Below are 15,038 nucleotides of genomic sequence, written 5' to 3'. Positions count from 1 at the left end.
GGAATTCCCCGGCCTGGTAAAGTCGAGGTATGCCTCCACTATAACGGAGGGATACCTCCGGTTCCAAGTCGCTAGGGTGAAGTGTGGATCAGAGCAGGCCTGAGCTGCGCGTCGACGTACGCCGGCCGCAGCGGGCGGACGCGCGGCGGAACTTCGACGCCCTGCTCACGGCCGCCCGGGACGCGTTCGCGGCCAAGGGCGTCGGGGCGTCGCTGGAGGACATCGCGCGCCAGGCCGGCGTCGGGATCGGCACGCTCTACCGGAACTTCCCGAACCGTCAGGACCTGCTGAACGCGGTGTACTTCGGTGAGATCGAGGAGCTGTGCCGCGCCGCGGAGGAAGCGGCCGACCTGCCGCCGTGGGAGGCGCTCACCACGTGGCTGCACCGCTTCGTCGGGTACGCCGCGACCAAGCGCGCGATCTGGGAGTCACTGAACCGCGAGGCCGACAACTTCAAGGCCGCCCGGGAGGCGATGTACGCCGCCGGCGCCCCGCTGTTCGAACGCGCCCAGCAAGCCGGCGAGGCCCGCAAGGACGTGTCGTTCGACGACCTGCTCCGGATGGTCAGCGGCCTCACCGCCGCCGGCTACGTCGACCAGGCCCAACGAGACCGAGTCCTCACCATCGCCCTGGACGGCGTCCGCACCCGCTGATCACGAGCGGGCGGTCAGCCGCGGGGACTGACGATCTCGAAGCCTGCGTCTTCGCCTGCCGCGGCGAGCCTGTCGTCGTAGGTGGCCAGCCCCGACAGATCCGTTCCCAGGACCCGAGCGGTGGACAGATGGATCGCGTCGAGCGATCGCAGCATCCGGTCCGGTTCGTTCATGGCGGCATCGACGATGTCGTCGTCGATACTGACAAAGTCGAAGGCGAGCAGTAGCTCCCGCGCATCCGGCAACAAGGCGGGGAACACCCTGGTCACTGCCCGCATCACCTCGATGCGCAGCAGCGCCGAACTCACCCAGGTGGCACCCGCCGCCTGGTCGTAGAACTCCGCGAACGCCTTGGAATGGCTCTCCTCCACCAGCAACTTGAGCGCCGCGGAGGTGTCGATGTAGTAGAGACTCACCAAGACTCCTCGTCGCGCAGTGCGGCGAGAGCGTCACCCAATCGATCAGTGCCGTCGCCAGCCCGCATCCGCGGCCGATAGCCGGGACGTACCGCGGGCCGGACTCGTCCTTCTGCCGCAAGCCGATCGAGCACCGGCGTCTCCGCGCGCTCCTCCACAGGCACGATCCGCGCCACCAGACGGCCGTACTCGGTCACGTCGATGGTCTCGCCATGGCGGACGCGGGCCAGCACCTCACTCGTCTTGTGGCGCAACTCACGCAGCCCCACGGCATGCTCGTTGGCAATCACCATGCAGCAAATGTATCACTATTTTGTTACACATCCATCGCTTCAGCCGAGGGAGAGCGCGACGCCGTCGAGGATGTCGTGTTCGGAGACGGTCAGCGTGGTGACGGTCAGGCGGTCGGTGAGGCGTTGGAGGATGAGAGCGCCGGCGCCGATGACGTCCACTCGGCCGGGATGGATGGAGTGGACGGCGGCGCGGTCGGCGCGGGTCGAGGTCGTCAGCCAGGTGGTGGTTTCGCGGAGCTGGTCCGTGCTGAGGCAGGCGTGGTGGACAGCGTTGCGGTCGTACTCCGGGAGGTCCAGCGCGACTGCGGCGACGGTGGTCGCGGTGCCGGCGACCGCGATCAAGGCGTGGGCGTCGGTGAGCGGGACCGTGGTGGCGTCGAGGAGCGCGTCGATGTCGCGGGTGATCGCGGCGAGTTCGGCCGGGGTCGTCGGGTCTGTGGTGACGTGGCGTTCGGTGAGGCGGACCGAGCCGATGTCGAGCGACTGGGCCGCGATGACGCCGTTGCGGTCGCCCAGGACGAGTTCGGTGGAGCCGCCGCCGATGTCGGCGACCAGGTACGGCGTGGGCAGGTCGAGGGAGGTCGTGGCGCCGCGGAAGCTGAGTTCGGCCTCCTCGTCGCCGGAGATGATCTCGGGCCGTACGCCGAGACGCTGCTCGATGCCGGCGAAGAACGCGTCCCGGTTGCTGACGTCGCGGGCGGCGGAGGTGGCGACGAACCGGAGCCTGGTGGCGTTGTGCGACCGGATGACGGCGGCGTAGTCATCGGCGGACGCGAAGACGCGGTCCAGAGCCTCCGGGGCGAAGGCGCCCGTCGCGTCCACCCCCTGGCCGAGGCGGACGATGGTCATTCGGCGGTCGACCTCGGTGAGCTGACCGTCGACGACGTCGGCGATCAGCAGACGGATCGAGTTGGTGCCGCAATCCACCGCCGCAACCCTCACCACGCCGCCCACCTCGGGGGTGAGTGGCGGGTGTCAGACACAGGGGCCTCGGCGGCCCCAGTCTTCCAACGCCTCCAAGGCCTCGTCGCCCAGCGGGTTCACGCCGGGGCCGGCGGCCAGGGAGTGGCCGACCAGGACGTGGAGGCATTTCACGCGGTTCGGCATACCGCCTGCGGTGATACCGGCGATCTCCTCGACGTGCTCGATCGACTCACGGTGCGCGAGGTACGACTCGTGCGCCGCGCGGTAGCGGGCCGCCAGGTCCTCGTCGTCGGCGAGACGGTCCGACATCTCCTTCATCATCCCCGACGACTCGAGCGTCCCGATCGCGGACGCGAGCCGCGGGCACGTCACGTAGTACGTCGTGGGGAACGGCGTACCGTCCGGCAGCCGGGGCTCGGTCTCGACCACGTCGGGGAGGCCGCAGCCGCACCGGTGCGCGATCGAGCGGATCCCGCGGGCGGTCCGCCCGAGCTGCTTGCTGACTGCTTCCTGGTCGGAAGGGCTGACGCTCACCTGGTCACCTTAGGTGACGGCGTGAGGATCGACTCCGGGGTGGGTTTGGCGGGGGCCGGCGACGCGGCCGGCGCGGGCGGGTTGCCCGCACCCTCGACGCTCCCCCACAGCTTCGTGTACCAGGTCGGCTTCTGCGTGTCCGTCGTACCGTCGGAGGGCGCGGACGGCTCCGGCGGGGCACCGACCGGCTTACCGTCCGCGCCGATCACGCGGTACCCGACCTCGCCCGGCATAACCCATCCGAGCCGCTGCCGCGCCTGCGCCTTCACGTACGCGTCGTCGTCCCAGCGGGCGATCTCGTCGTTCAGCTCCCCGACCCGCTTCTCGCGGTCCCGGATCTCCTGCTGCAGCGCGCTGATCTGCTGGTGCTGGTCGAACCACACCCGCAGACTCTGCGCGTAGGACACGATCAACGCCCCGAGCACCAGCAGCACGACGGCCGCCCGGCCGGTCAGGTTGCGCGACCCCCTGGTGCGGGCCGGCTCCGGCTGCGGGCCCGCCGTACGGCGTTTGGGCTGGTCGCCCCGCCGGGCCGGTGGACGCGACTGGGTCCGGCTCGACGGACGCGAGCCGGGGCGTGCACCGGATTCCCGACGGGACGGCATACGTGGGACCTCCCCAAGAAATGAGACGCAGTGTCAGCCCTGGAAGCGCGGGAAGGCCGAGCGACCGGCGTACGTCGCCGCGTCGTCGAGCTCCTCCTCGATCCGGAGCAGCTGGTTGTACTTGGCGGTGCGGTCGGACCGGGCCGGGGCGCCGGACTTGATCTGGCCGCAGTTGGTCGCGACCGCGAGGTCGGCGATCGTGGTGTCCTCGGTCTCGCCGGAGCGGTGGCTCATCATGCAGGTGAAGCCGCTGCGGTGCGCGAGGTCGACGGCGTCCAGGGTCTCGGTCAGCGAGCCGATCTGGTTCACCTTCACCAGCAGGCTGTTCGCCGACTTCTCGGTGATGCCGCGCTGCAGCCGCTCGACGTTGGTGACGAACAGGTCGTCGCCGACCAGCTGGATCTTGGCGCCGAGCTCACCGGTGATGGCCTTCCAGCCGTCCCAGTCCTCCTCGTTCAGCGGGTCCTCGATCGAGACGATCGGGTACGACGCGACCAGGTCGGCGTAGTAGGCGATCATCTCGTCGGCGGACTTCTTGCCGCCCTCGAACGCGTACACGCCGTCGGTGAAGAACTCGCTCGCCGCCACGTCCATCGCCAGCGCGATGTCCTTGCCGAGCTGCAGGCCGGCCTTCTCGACCGCGACCGCGATCAGGTCCAGGGCGGCCCGGTTGCTGTCCAGGTTCGGCGCGAAGCCGCCCTCGTCACCGAGACCGGTGGACAGGCCGCGCTCCTTCAGCACCGCCTTCAGCGCGTGGTAGACGCCCGCACCCTGCATCAGCGCCTCGCCGTACGTCGCCGCGCCGATCGGGGCGATCATGAACTCCTGCACGTCGACATTGCTGTCCGCGTGCGCGCCGCCGTTGAGGATGTTCATCATCGGCACCGGCAGGACGTGCGCGTTCGGACCGCCGACGTACCGGAACAGCGGCAGGCCGGAGCTGTCCGCCGCGGCCTTCGCGACCGCCAGGCTGACACCGAGGATCGCGTTCGCGCCCAGCTTGGCCTTGTTCGGGGTGCCGTCCAGGTCGAGGAGGGCCTGGTCGATCAGGCGCTGCTCGTGGACGTCGTACCCGACGATCTCCTTGTCGATGTCCTCGAGGATGGCGGTGACGGCCTTCTGCACGCCCTTGCCGCCGAAGCGGTCCTTGTCGCCGTCGCGCAGCTCCACGGCCTCGAACTGGCCGGTGGACGCGCCCGACGGGACGGCCGCGCGGGCGATGGTGTCGTCGTCGAGCAGAACCTCGACCTCGACAGTGGGGTTGCCGCGCGAGTCGAGGATCTCGCGCGCGCCGACGGCCTCGATGGTGGCCACATTGACTCCCAAGTTCTCGATGACGAATCGCTGCTGAGCCTAGTCCCCAGACCAGCAGGCTCAGTGGACCGCGTCGACCCTAACGATCGCATCAGGAGGTACCTCCCGCGTCAGTAACACTCCGTTGGGCGCCCGAAAGACCGCGAGAGTGCCACAATCCACGCCCAGCAAGACTTCTCCGCGTGTCCGCCGCCCGACATGACTGTCCTTCGCCGGCGCCAGGTGGACATGGGTACGCCGGCCCGCGCTGAGCCCTTCGCGCTGAATCGCAGGCAGGGCGGCCCGCTGGGTGCCGTGCCACAGCAGGTCGGCCGGGTAAACCCGTTCCCAACTGTTCTCCAAGGCTTCACGTGTCACCGGCATCCCCGCCAGCGAATGCCCCTGACACGCGCGGATCCGCTCCCCGTCCACCTGCAGCCGCTGCTTGTCGTTCTCCCGTACGGCGACGTCCAGCCGCTCACGGGACAGCTCGAGATCCCGCAGTACGTCGGTGATCGCCGCCCACCCGTCCGCACTCATCGTGAGCTCACGTTCACCCGCGGTATGGCGCAGCAGGCGGGAGATCGCCCTGCTGTCCCGGCTCATCGCAGCGCCCTCCTCAGCCCGTCCACCCGATCGTCGCGTCCAGGTCGCGTCACGACGTAGTACCGCACCGGAGGCAGGTCCTTCACCGGAATCTTCCGAACCGCACTCGTGGTCCGGACCGAACCGTTGACGACCGCCGGTCCTATACCGAGACGGACGAACTGGACCAGCAGTTCCCACCCTTCCGCTTCCACCGCGACGGACCACCGAATGCCCTGGTCGAGCATGCTCCGCTCCAGCTGCTGACGGTGCGGCCGGTCCTTCGGCGGTACGACGAGCGCCTCGTCCTGCAGGTCTTTCAGGCGGACGGTACGGCGTCCCGCGAGGCGGTGATCGCTGCGCACGATCAGCGTTTGCGGGACCTGTGCGAGGAGATCGCACTCGAGATCGTCGGGCGGGATGCCCACTGCGGTTACGCCGAGGTCCGCAGTACCGCCTCGGACAGCGGTCAGTGTCGCGGGCGCGTCGCCGGTGAGGAGGCGTAGCTCGTGGCCGCGGGACAGGTAGCGGCGGAGCGGGTCGCCCAGCAGGTACAGGTACGCGCCAGAGCCGGCCATCAGCACGAGCGGCCGTGGTGGGGCGGCATGCAGCGTGCGGAGGAAGTCGGCCGTGCGGTCGCGGGTGTCGTTGGCGAAGGCGGCGAGTTGCTCGCCCGCGTCGGTCAGCAGCAGTTGCCTGCCCTGCTTCACGTAGAGCTGGGTCGCTAGTCGGGCTTCCAGCTTGCGGATGCGGGTGTGCAGGGCGGGTTGGCTGACGTGCAGTTCGTCGGCGGCACGGGTGAAGTTGCGGTGCCGCGCGAACACCGCGAACGCCTGCAGATCCTCCGCCACGAGTTCCATCACCAGAAACTATAGCTATGTCGATAAGAACTAGTTCTGTTCGATAGCTCTCGGCGCCGACGCTGGAGACATGAACAGATTGGGTATCGACATCGGGCGGGTGATTATCGCCGGCGGATCCGGCTCAGGTGACACAGCGTTCTTCTCCGGCGACACCGCGGCCATGCTGCGGACTCCCGCCGTACCGGGGGCTTTCGAGGCGATCGCGCGGTTGGTGCCGTTGTTCGGCGACGCGTGGCTGGTGTCGAAGTGCGGTCCGCGGATCCAGCAGCGGTCGCTGGAATGGTTGCTCCATCACCGCTTCTTCGAGCGGACCGGAATCCCGGAGGGCAACGTCCGTTTCTGCCTGCGGCGGCCGGAGAAGGCGATCCACTGCGCCGAGCTCGGCATCACGCACTTCGTCGACGACAAACCGGACGTGATCGCGGCGATCACACCGGTCGTGCCGTACCGCTATCTCTTCAAGGACTGGGGTAGGACGGAGGCCGCCGTACTGCGTGATCTACAGGCCGAAGCAGCGGCGGGCGTCGGCTAGGCCCTTGAGGTTGTCGGCCGGGCCCGCGATCCCGGTCAGGACGTTGTTGCCGATCCGCCAGGCGAAGTAGCCGGCCTGGACGGCCCAGCGCACGCGCAGGAAGGTGTCCAGGCCGAGTTCGATCTCGTCTGCCAGGTCGGGACGCCGGCGGAGGTACGCCGATACGACGTGATCGCGCGCGCCGGCGTACATGACGGCCGACGCGACGTCGTAGAGGATCGGGCCACGCATCGCACCGCCCCAGTCGATGAGCGCGACCTCGCCGTCCGGCCCGCGGCGGAAGGCTTCCGCGGCCGCATCACCGTGCAGCCACGCCCAGGACACCGGCCCGAGCGCGACGGCGTCAGCCACAGCACCCTCCACCGCCGGACGGATCCACGGCTCGAGATCAAGATGCTCCTCGAACGGCATCAGGAACCGCAACCAGTCAGCCGTCACACCGGATCCGAGGGCGGCGGCCGAGTGCACTCGCCCCAGCACATCCCCGATCGCCGCCTGATCCGCCGGATCCTCACCCAGTTCCACACCGTCGACGTACTCCAGGACCGCGACCTGCCGCCCCTCAACCCGCTCGACGAACCGGCCGCGCTTGCTCGGCCGCGGCCGACCGGTCCGCACACCGGCATCATCCAGCCGAACCGCCAACCGCAGCCCCGACTCGAACGCCGTGTCGTCCGCCCCGACCGACTTGAGAACCACCCGCCACCCGTCGGCGACCGCCAGCCAGGCGGCGGAGTTCATCCCACCCGCCAGCACCTGCACCCGCGCAGGCTTCAGATCCCAGCGCTCCCGCAGCACCCCAGCAGCATCCACACTCTCTACCCTCACAGGCAGCCATCGCGATGGGTACCGAATAACAGGTGGTGCACCGCCGAGACACCGTACGCGCGGGACGCAATCACGCTCAAGCGCACTACCGCACCCGCCGACACCTCCTGTCCATCCGCACCGCACGCCCGGCGACCGCCAGGCCATCCTGGACGGCCCGAGCTAGCCTCTCGCAAGCGGAATCCCACCAACGGTAGGATTGGGGCATGAGTGAGCCCGCGCACACAGACAAGCTGAGCGTGACCATCCCGAGCCACCTGGCTGAGGAGCTGCGGTCCAGGGCGGGACGTGGGAACGTCTCGTCCTACGTGACCGAGGCATTGGTCCGGCAACTGGAGCATGACCGCCTCGGCGATCTGCTCGCCGAGCTGACCGAGGTGCACGGGCCGGTGACCGACGAGGAGCTCGCCCGCGCCCGTGCCGAGTGGCCCGGGCGGTGAGTCCGCGCAAGCACGTCCGTTCGGCGCCCCAAGGATCGCTCGTCCTCGACAACGAAGGTCTGTCCCGGGCCGCGACGGACCGGGCGATGTACGTCCGGCTGTACGCCGCGCACGCCGACTGCCGCCGGGTCGTCACGTCCGCGGCGATCCTGGCCGAGGCTCTCCGCGGCAGCCAGCGGGATGCGGCGGTCCACCGCGTGCTCAAAGGAATCGTGGTCGAGCCGGTCAGTCGCGCTCTCGGCGAACGCGCCGGCCGGCTGATCGGCGCGGCACGACTCGGCTCCGGGCAAGCGGTCGACGCGATCCTGGTGGCTACGGCGCTGGCCGAGGACGGGCCCGTCGTGATCGCGACGTCGGACCCAGGAGATCTGAAGGCGCTCGTCGGTGACGAATCGCGAATCTCCGTGGTCGCGGCAGACGGCCTCTGAGCTAGCTGCCGTTCTCGGTGGTGCGGATCTCTGTGGCCAGGTGGTGTACGGCGGTGCGGAGGGCCTGTTCTGCGTCCACGCCTGCTGTGCGGGCTTCGCGGACGATGTCGAGGAGCTGGCGGCCGATGCGGTCGGTCTCGTCGGTGGGTTCGGTCGGGGCCGGCTCGGACGGGAGCAGCTTGGCGGCGCGGCCGAGGACCTTGTCGGCCAGGGCGAGGGCGGGGAGGGCGAGGGGGATGCCTTCGAGGACCGAGGAGCGCTGCTTCTCGGCGGCCTTGATGGTTTCCCAGTTCGCTTCGACGGCGGCGGCGTCGGCCGCGTCGACGGTGCCGAAGACGTGCGGGTGGCGGCGGATCAGCTTCTCGACGATGTCGCCGGCGACGTCGTCGACGGTGAAGGCCTCGTCGTCCTCGGCGATCCGGGAGTGGAAGGCCACCTGGAGGAGGAGGTCGCCGAGCTCCTCGCGCAGATGGTCGCGGTCCCCGGTGTCGATCGCCTCGAGCGTCTCGTACGTCTCCTCGAGCAGGTACTTCGCGAGGCTCTCGTGCGTCTGCTCCTGGTCCCACGGGCAGTTCCGCCGCAGCCGGTCCATCACCCGGACCAGATCGATCAGCCGGGCCCCGGGTACGTCGTACGACCCGTGCACGAGCTCCACGCCGTACGCCGGGCGCGGCTCACGCGTGAGCTGATCGGCCACGACATGGATGAGCCCGGGCTCACCGTCGTCACCGACCAGCCAGGCGACCTGGCGACCGTCCGCGGCCGCCGACGACAACCACGCCCAGTGCTCCGCGACGCCGCCCTCGACCTGCGTGACGACCAGGCCGGATCCGATCACCGCCTGGACGTCGGGCCGGTCCGGACCGCCCGCGGCACCGATCTCGTCGGCACCGGTCAGGGCCTGCCAGGCCGCTCGGGTGAGCAGGCCGGGGGCGACCCGCGGACTGGTGAGCAGGACCGTGATCCGGCCGGACTCCCCCGCGTCGACGGGCTCGCGTACGTCGGTCACCGGCGCGGGCTCAGCCCTGGCCCTGGCCCTGCTGCTGAGCGTTCTCGGCAGCCTTGCGCTGAGCCTCGGTCTGCGGCGACTCGTCCGACAACGATCCGGAGATGGTGTTGTCGAGGGTGCCGTCGGTCCACTTGCCGAAGCGCGGCGCGATCTTCACGTCGATGCTCTTCGAGGCGTCGCGCAGCGCCAGCACGCCCTGCTGCAGCTTGGCCTGGTCGCCCAGGTCCTCGATGGTGCCGCCGGCCAGCTTGACGGTGACGACCGAGGCTGTGCCGACCGCGTTCAGGAAGTCGCGCGTGTCGGCGTCGCCCTGGAACTTCTGGTACGTCGCCTCGTCGTCGCCGACTGCGATCCGCGCCGCCGCGACGGTCTCCGCCGGGGTGACCGAGATCGCCTTCTGCTGCTGCACCTCGGCGACCAGCGCGTTGCTGACCAGGGTGTTCAGCGTCGCGGTGGTGTTGAAGTTCTGGCCGAGCGCCGCGGTGACCGCACGCGAGGTCTGGTCGACGTCGCTGATGCTGATCTCGGTCTCGCCGACCACGGCGGCGGCGCCCGGGTGGGTTCCCGCCGCGCAACCACCGGTCAGCAGCACCGTCGCCGCCACCACACCGAGAGCCCGAAGCCGTCGTGTGCTCACCGAATCTCCTCGCATCGTCATTGTCACGCCGGCACCACGATAGGTTCAGCGATCACGTCGTCGATCAACCGGGTGCACCATTGCAGCAGCTCCTGGTCGCGGAGCGGCTGGCCGCCGACCAGCCTTGTGGCAGGTCGCGGCACCAGAATGGTATGCAGTTGCGGCTTCACCAGACTCTTCGGGTACAGCCTGTTCAGCCGCAGCACCTTCGAATCGGGCAGCTCGACCGGCCCGAACCGGATCATCGCGCCCTGCAGCGTGACGTCGTGCAGCCCCGCCCGGCGGGCGTGGTTGCGGAACTTCGCCACCTCGATCAGGTTCAGCACCGGCTGCGGGATGTCGCCGTACCGGTCGTGCAACTCCTCGACCAGCTCGGCGATGCCCTCGTCGTCGCGGACCGCGGCCAGCCGCTGGTACATCTCCAGCCGCAGCCGCTGCGACGGGACGTAGTCGTGCGGCAGGTGCGCGTCGACCGGCAGCTCGATCTTGACCTCGGGCTCCTCGGCCTGGGTGTCGCCGCGGTACTCCGCGACCGCCTCGCCGACGAGCCGGACGTACAGGTCGAAACCGACGTCCGCGATGTGCCCGGACTGCTCGCCGCCGAGCAGGTTGCCGGCGCCGCGGATCTCCAGGTCCTTCATCGCGACCGCCATACCGCCGCCGAGGTCGGCGTGCTGCGCGATCGTCGCCAGCCGGTCGTGCGCGGTCTCGGTGAGCGGCTTCTCCGGCGGGAAGAAGAAGTACGCGTACGCCCGCTCCCGGCCCCGGCCGACGCGGCCTCGGAGCTGGTGCAGCTGGGACAGGCCGAGCAGGTCGGATCGCTCCACGATCATCGTGTTCGCGTTCGAGATGTCGATCCCGGACTCGACGATCGTCGTACACACGATGACGTCGGACTGCTTCTCCCAGAAGCCCTGGATGACCTGCTCGAGGTGGTGCTCCGGCATCTGGCCGTGCGCGACCGACACCCGCGCCTCGGGCACCAGCTGCCGGATCCGCGCGGCCGCCTTCTCGATCGTGTTCACCCGGTTGTGGACGACGAAGACCTGGCCTTCGCGGAGCAGTTCGCGCCGGATCGCGGCGGTCACCTGGTGCTCGTCGTACGCGCCGACGAAGGTCAGCACCGGATGCCGCTCCTCGGGCGGGGTGGCGATCGTGGACATCTCGCGGATACCGGTGATCGACATCTCCAGCGTCCGCGGGATCGGCGTCGCGGACATCGTCAGTACGTCGACCGCGGTCCGCAGCCGCTTCAGCTGTTCCTTGTGCTCGACGCCGAACCGCTGCTCCTCGTCGACGATCACCAGCCCGAGGTCCTTGAACTGCACCTCACCCGACAGCAGCCGGTGGGTACCGATCACGACGTCGACCGAACCGTCGGCCAGCCCGTCGAGCGCGGCCTTGGCCTCCTTGTCGGTCTGGAACCGCGACAACGCCGCCACGTTCACCGGGAAGGCGGCGTACCGCTCGGCGAAGGTCGCGTAGTGCTGCTGCACGAGCAGCGTCGTCGGCACCAGTACGGCGACCTGCTTGCCGTCCTGCACCGCCTTGAACGCGGCCCGGACGGCGATCTCGGTCTTGCCGTAGCCGACGTCACCGCAGACGATCCGGTCCATCGGCGTGATGCGTTCCATGTCGTGCTTCACGTCGTCGATGGTGGCGAGTTGGTCGGGCGTCTCCACGAACGGGAACGCGTCCTCCAGTTCCCGCTGCCACGGGGTGTCCTTCGCGAATGCGTGCCCCTTGGTCGCCTGGCGCGCGGCGTACAGCTTGATCAGCTCGCCCGCGATCTGCCGGACCGCCTTGCGCGCGCGGCCCTTGCGCTTGGCCCAGTCGCCGCCGCCCATCTTGTCCAGGGTCGGCTGCTCACCGCCGACGTACCGGGTGACCTGGTCGAGCTGGTCGGTCGGCACGTACAACCGGTCGCCGGGCTGGCCGCGTTTGCTCGGCGCGAACTCGATGACGACGTACTCACGGGTGGCCTTCTGGGAGCCACTGCCAACCGTCCGCTGCATCATCTCGACGTACCGGCCGACGCCGTGCTGCTCGTGCACGACGAAGTCGCCGGGCTGCAGTTCCAGCGGGTCGATCGTCTTCTTGCGGCGCGACGGCATCCGTTGCTGGGAACGGCGTTCGGCCGCCGAGCGCTGACCGGCGAGGTCGTTCTCGGTGAGTACGGCGAACTTGATGCCCTCGGCAACGAAGCCGTGGTCGAGCTGGCCCTGCGAGATCAGCACGACGCCCGGCTCGGGGATCTCCTCGATACCGTCGACCGCCCGGGCCGGCAGCTCCGCCTCGGAGAACACCTCGGCCAGCCGCTGCGCCGGACCGTGGCCTTCGGTGACGCAGACGACCCGCCAGCCGTCCCGCAGCCAGCCGCGGATGTCCTCGGCGGCCGCCCCGGTCTCGCCGCGGTACGGGTCGACCTCGCGGACCGCGAGGATCTTGCTGGTGACCGCACCGGCCTCGGTGTCGATGTCGAACGCGACCCGGGCGCCCATCGAGTCCCTGAGCTCGGCGGCCTCGTCGGTCGGCGCGGCCGCGAACGGCGACAGGCTCCACCACGCCAGCCCACGGCCCAGCGCCTGCGACCGGACGTCGCCGAGCGACATGTACGCCGCCGCGCCCAGGTCGATCGGCGCCTCGCCGCCACCGGCCGCCGCGGCCCACGACGCCTCCAGGAACTCCTGGCTGGTCGCGACCAGGTCGTGCGCCCGGGCCCGAACGCGCTCGGGATCGCTGACGACGACGTGCGTCCCGGCCGGCATCAGGTCGACCAGCAGCTCCATCTCGTCGACCAGCACCGGAGCCAGCGACTCCATGCCCTCGACGGCATGTCCTTCGGCGAGCTTCTCGAACAGCTCGGCCAGCTCGGGGTGTTCCTTCGCCAGTACGGCGGCCCGCGAACGGACCTCGTCGGTCAGCAGCAGCTCGCGGCACGGCGGCGCCCACAGCCCGTGCTCGGCGATCTCGAGCGAGCGCTGGTCGGCGACCGCGAAGTACCGGATCTCCTCGACGTCGTCGCCGAAGAAGTCGACCCGCAGCGGGTGCTCCTCGGTCGGCGGGAACACGTCGATGATGCCGCCGCGGACCGCGAACTCACCGCGCCGCTCGACCAGGTCGACCCGGTGGTACGCCGCCCCGGCGAGCCGCTCGACGACGTCCTCGAGCTCGGCGGTGTCGCCGACGTGCAACTGCACCGGGCGGAGGTCGGCGAGGCCGGCGACCTGCGGCTGCAGGACGGACCGCACGGGCGCGACCAGGATCCGGATCGGTCCGGTGGTCTCGTCGGACGGATCCGGGTGCACGAGACGCCGCAGTACGGCGAGCCGCCGGCCGACCGTGTCCGAGCGGGGCGACAGCCGCTCGTGCGGGAGCGTCTCCCAGGCCGGGTAATAGGCGACGGTGCCGGGCTCCTCGACGAGGCACTGCAGGGCTTCGGTGAGCTCCTCGGCCTCGCGGAAGGTGGCGGTGACGGCGAGCACCGGGCGGTCGGCGCCGTTCTGGGCCGCGGCGATCGCGGCGAGCAGGACCGGGCGCACCGGCGTCGGCGCGCTCAGGTCGAGGGTCGTGACGCCGTCGGCGCGGGCGTCACGAACGGCCTCGGCCACCACCGGATCGGTGATCAGGGTGTCGACCAGACCGCTCAGCTTCACGAGTTGTACTTCCCTTGGGTGGCTTCCAGGCCGTCGGTGAGCAGGGACTCGACGGCGTCGGCGGTCCTGTCCACGGCGAACGGAAGGTCCTTGCGTTCGGTCGAGGAGAACTCGTTCAGGACGAAGTCGGCGGGAGCCTGCCGGCCCGGCGGACGACCCACACCGAACCGGACTCGATAGTACTCACCGGTGCCAAGCGATTTCCGCAGCGATTTCAGCCCGTTGTGGCCGTTGTCGCCACCGCCGAACTTGCAGCGCAGGACGCCGAAGTCGATGTCCAGCTCGTCGTGCAGGACGACCAGGTTGGCCGGGTCGAGCTTGAAGAACTTCAGCAGCCCGGACACCGGCCCGCCGGACTCGTTCATGTACGAACGGGGCTTCGCGAGCACGGTCCGCAGGCCGCTGATCCGGGTCTCGATCACCTCGGCCTTGACCTGCTTGCTCTGCTTCCACCGCGCACCGGTCCGGGCGGCCAGCTCGTCGGCCACCAGGTGGCCGATGTTGTGCCGGGTGCGCGCATACGAAGGGCCGGGATTCCCCAGTCCGACGACCAACCACACGTCGTCCGCCACGGATCCCGGCCCTCCCGAAGATGTTCTCGTGCTGCGGCAGAGACTACTCGGCCGCGGCGGCCACCGGCTCCTCGGCCGCGGTCGGCTCGTCCTTCTCGATGCCGGCTTCGGCCTCGGCCTCGGCGAGCTCGCCCTCGACCTGCTCGGCGGTCGGCTGGGCGGTGACGTTCACGATCAGGGTGTCCGGCTCGATGGCCAGCGTCGTACCGCTCGGCAGCTGGATGTCGGAGGCGTGCAGCTGCGCGCCGACCTCGAGACCCTCGACGGACACGGTGACGCCGTCCGGAATGTGGGTCGCCTCGGCCTCGACCAGGATGCTCGGGTGCTCCAGCACGACCAGGGCGTCGCTGACGGCCTCGCCCTCGAGGTGTACGGCGATGTCCACCTGGACCTTCTCGCCGCGCTTGACGATGACCAGGTCGACGTGCTCGATGAAGCCCTTGATCGGGTCGCGCTGGACCTGCTTCGGCAGCGCCAGGTGGGACTCGCCGCCCTCGACCTCGATCAGCAGCAGGGCGTTGGCGGTCTTCAGGGCCAGCATGGTGTCGTGACCGGGCAGCGTGATGTGCACCGGGTCACTGCCGTGGCCGTAGAGGACGGCGGGAACCTTGTTGTCCCGGCGGATTCGGCGGGCAGCCCCCTTGCCGAACTCCGTGCGTGATTCGGCTTGGATCTTGACCTCGGCCACGACTGAACTCCTCAAAAGCGTTGCGGTGATCTGTTGTCTGGGTGGAACTCGGCTGCAACCTCAGCGGGCGCCTGCTGACCCC

General features: G+C 69.7%; 18 protein-coding genes. 4 read left to right on the top strand and 14 right to left on the bottom strand.

What is annotated here, in order from left to right; genetic code table 11:
* The first annotated feature begins 83 nt into the window (after positions 1-83).
* A complete protein-coding gene (locus tag BJY22_RS13525) occupies positions 84-653 on the top strand; it encodes an SbtR family transcriptional regulator (RefSeq protein ID WP_167206715.1) in 570 nt (189 codons plus the stop codon).
* A 14-nt stretch (positions 654-667) separates the two neighbouring features.
* Here BJY22_RS13525 and BJY22_RS13520 read toward each other — a convergent pair whose 3' ends face one another.
* From BJY22_RS13520 to BJY22_RS13485, 8 genes are read right to left on the bottom strand one after another with little or no spacing between them, the layout of a single operon-like run.
* The gene (locus BJY22_RS13520; protein WP_167206713.1) at positions 668-1,069 is read right to left on the bottom strand and encodes a PIN domain-containing protein; all 402 of its coding nucleotides are present in this window, start codon (positions 1,067-1,069) and stop codon (positions 668-670) included.
* On the bottom strand, positions 1,066-1,362 hold the full coding sequence (locus BJY22_RS13515) for a type II toxin-antitoxin system Phd/YefM family antitoxin (RefSeq protein ID WP_167206711.1): 297 nt from the start codon (positions 1,360-1,362) through the stop codon (positions 1,066-1,068). The genes BJY22_RS13520 and BJY22_RS13515 overlap by 4 nt, the downstream gene beginning before the upstream one ends.
* A 39-nt stretch (positions 1,363-1,401) precedes the next feature.
* Positions 1,402-2,307: a Ppx/GppA phosphatase family protein gene (locus BJY22_RS13510; RefSeq protein WP_167206709.1), complete on the bottom strand. Its 906-nt coding sequence runs from the start codon at positions 2,305-2,307 to the stop codon at positions 1,402-1,404.
* Positions 2,308-2,337: 30 nt separating this feature from the next.
* On the bottom strand, positions 2,338-2,820 hold the full coding sequence (locus BJY22_RS13505; protein ID WP_167206707.1) for a DUF501 domain-containing protein: 483 nt from the start codon (positions 2,818-2,820) through the stop codon (positions 2,338-2,340).
* Positions 2,817-3,425 (bottom strand): FtsB family cell division protein, encoded by a 609-nt coding sequence (locus BJY22_RS13500; protein WP_167206705.1) that lies wholly within the window; start codon positions 3,423-3,425, stop codon positions 2,817-2,819. Before BJY22_RS13500 ends, BJY22_RS13505 begins: the two co-directional genes overlap by 4 nt.
* Positions 3,426-3,458: 33 nt before the next feature.
* Positions 3,459-4,739, bottom strand: a complete 1,281-nt coding sequence (gene eno, locus BJY22_RS13495) for a phosphopyruvate hydratase (RefSeq protein WP_167206703.1) — start codon at positions 4,737-4,739, stop codon at positions 3,459-3,461.
* Positions 4,740-4,799: 60 nt separating this feature from the next.
* Complete coding sequence (locus BJY22_RS13490; protein WP_167206701.1) at positions 4,800-5,324, bottom strand: RNA 2'-phosphotransferase; 525 nt, start codon at positions 5,322-5,324, stop codon at positions 4,800-4,802.
* Positions 5,321-6,163, bottom strand: coding sequence for a LysR family transcriptional regulator (locus BJY22_RS13485; protein WP_202891099.1), 843 nt, complete (start codon positions 6,161-6,163; stop codon positions 5,321-5,323). The genes BJY22_RS13490 and BJY22_RS13485 overlap by 4 nt, the downstream gene beginning before the upstream one ends.
* A gap of 70 nt (positions 6,164-6,233) precedes the next feature.
* Here BJY22_RS13485 and BJY22_RS13480 point away from each other — a divergent pair, with 70 nt between their 5' ends.
* The gene (locus BJY22_RS13480) at positions 6,234-6,698 is read left to right on the top strand and encodes a hypothetical protein (RefSeq protein WP_167206699.1); all 465 of its coding nucleotides are present in this window, start codon (positions 6,234-6,236) and stop codon (positions 6,696-6,698) included.
* Here BJY22_RS13480 and BJY22_RS13475 read toward each other — a convergent pair.
* Positions 6,666-7,511: a phosphotransferase gene (locus tag BJY22_RS13475; RefSeq protein ID WP_167206697.1), complete on the bottom strand. Its 846-nt coding sequence runs from the start codon at positions 7,509-7,511 to the stop codon at positions 6,666-6,668. The two genes, BJY22_RS13480 and BJY22_RS13475, sit on opposite strands and share 33 nt — an antisense overlap.
* Positions 7,512-7,732: 221 nt before the next feature.
* On the opposite strand from BJY22_RS13475, the gene BJY22_RS13470 reads away from it, so the two are divergent.
* Both BJY22_RS13470 and BJY22_RS13465 read left to right on the top strand, forming a co-directional pair.
* Positions 7,733-7,966, top strand: a complete 234-nt coding sequence (locus BJY22_RS13470) for a CopG family transcriptional regulator (RefSeq protein ID WP_167206695.1) — start codon at positions 7,733-7,735, stop codon at positions 7,964-7,966.
* Positions 7,963-8,394, top strand: coding sequence for a type II toxin-antitoxin system VapC family toxin (locus tag BJY22_RS13465; RefSeq protein ID WP_167206693.1), 432 nt, complete (start codon positions 7,963-7,965; stop codon positions 8,392-8,394). The genes BJY22_RS13470 and BJY22_RS13465 overlap by 4 nt, the downstream gene beginning before the upstream one ends.
* 1 nt (position 8,395) lies before the next feature.
* Here the strand turns inward: BJY22_RS13465 and BJY22_RS41615 are convergent, their stop codons facing one another.
* Genes BJY22_RS41615 through BJY22_RS13440 form a run of 5 tightly spaced genes read right to left on the bottom strand, consistent with a single transcriptional unit; the run spans position 8,396 to position 14,956 of the window.
* Positions 8,396-9,403, bottom strand: a complete 1,008-nt coding sequence (locus BJY22_RS41615) for a MazG family protein (protein ID WP_167206691.1) — start codon at positions 9,401-9,403, stop codon at positions 8,396-8,398.
* Positions 9,404-9,413: 10 nt separating this feature from the next.
* Positions 9,414-10,040, bottom strand: a complete 627-nt coding sequence (locus BJY22_RS13455) for a hypothetical protein (protein ID WP_337758620.1) — start codon at positions 10,038-10,040, stop codon at positions 9,414-9,416.
* Between the two features lie 23 nt (positions 10,041-10,063).
* Positions 10,064-13,696 carry a transcription-repair coupling factor gene (gene mfd, locus BJY22_RS13450; protein WP_167206689.1) on the bottom strand — a complete coding sequence of 1,211 codons (3,633 nt, stop codon included), beginning with the start codon at positions 13,694-13,696 and terminating at the stop codon, positions 10,064-10,066.
* On the bottom strand, positions 13,693-14,268 hold the full coding sequence (gene pth, locus BJY22_RS13445; RefSeq protein WP_167206687.1) for an aminoacyl-tRNA hydrolase: 576 nt from the start codon (positions 14,266-14,268) through the stop codon (positions 13,693-13,695). The genes mfd and pth overlap by 4 nt, the downstream gene beginning before the upstream one ends.
* Positions 14,269-14,311: 43 nt before the next feature.
* The gene (locus BJY22_RS13440; RefSeq protein ID WP_167206685.1) at positions 14,312-14,956 is read right to left on the bottom strand and encodes a 50S ribosomal protein L25/general stress protein Ctc; all 645 of its coding nucleotides are present in this window, start codon (positions 14,954-14,956) and stop codon (positions 14,312-14,314) included.
* Between the last annotated feature and the right edge of the window lie 82 nt (positions 14,957-15,038).

The sequence above is a fragment of the Kribbella shirazensis genome (genome assembly GCF_011761605.1).
Lineage (GTDB): Bacteria > Actinomycetota > Actinomycetes > Propionibacteriales > Kribbellaceae > Kribbella > Kribbella shirazensis.
This window is presented reverse-complemented; position numbering and strand designations above follow the sequence as displayed.

Excerpts from the sequence above, each read along its gene's own strand:
- BJY22_RS13480 (WP_167206699.1), top strand. The coding sequence starts at position 6,234 with ATGAACAGATTGGGTATCGACATCGGGCGGGTGATTATCGCCGGCGGA.
- BJY22_RS13470 (WP_167206695.1), top strand. The coding sequence starts at position 7,733 with ATGAGTGAGCCCGCGCACACAGACAAGCTGAGCGTGACCATCCCGAGC.
- BJY22_RS13490 (WP_167206701.1), bottom strand. The coding sequence starts at position 5,324 with ATGAGCCGGGACAGCAGGGCGATCTCCCGCCTGCTGCGCCATACCGCG.
- BJY22_RS13500 (WP_167206705.1), bottom strand. The coding sequence starts at position 3,425 with ATGCCGTCCCGTCGGGAATCCGGTGCACGCCCCGGCTCGCGTCCGTCG.
- BJY22_RS13485 (WP_202891099.1), bottom strand. The coding sequence starts at position 6,163 with ATGGAACTCGTGGCGGAGGATCTGCAGGCGTTCGCGGTGTTCGCGCGG.
- BJY22_RS13515 (WP_167206711.1), bottom strand. The coding sequence starts at position 1,362 with ATGGTGATTGCCAACGAGCATGCCGTGGGGCTGCGTGAGTTGCGCCAC.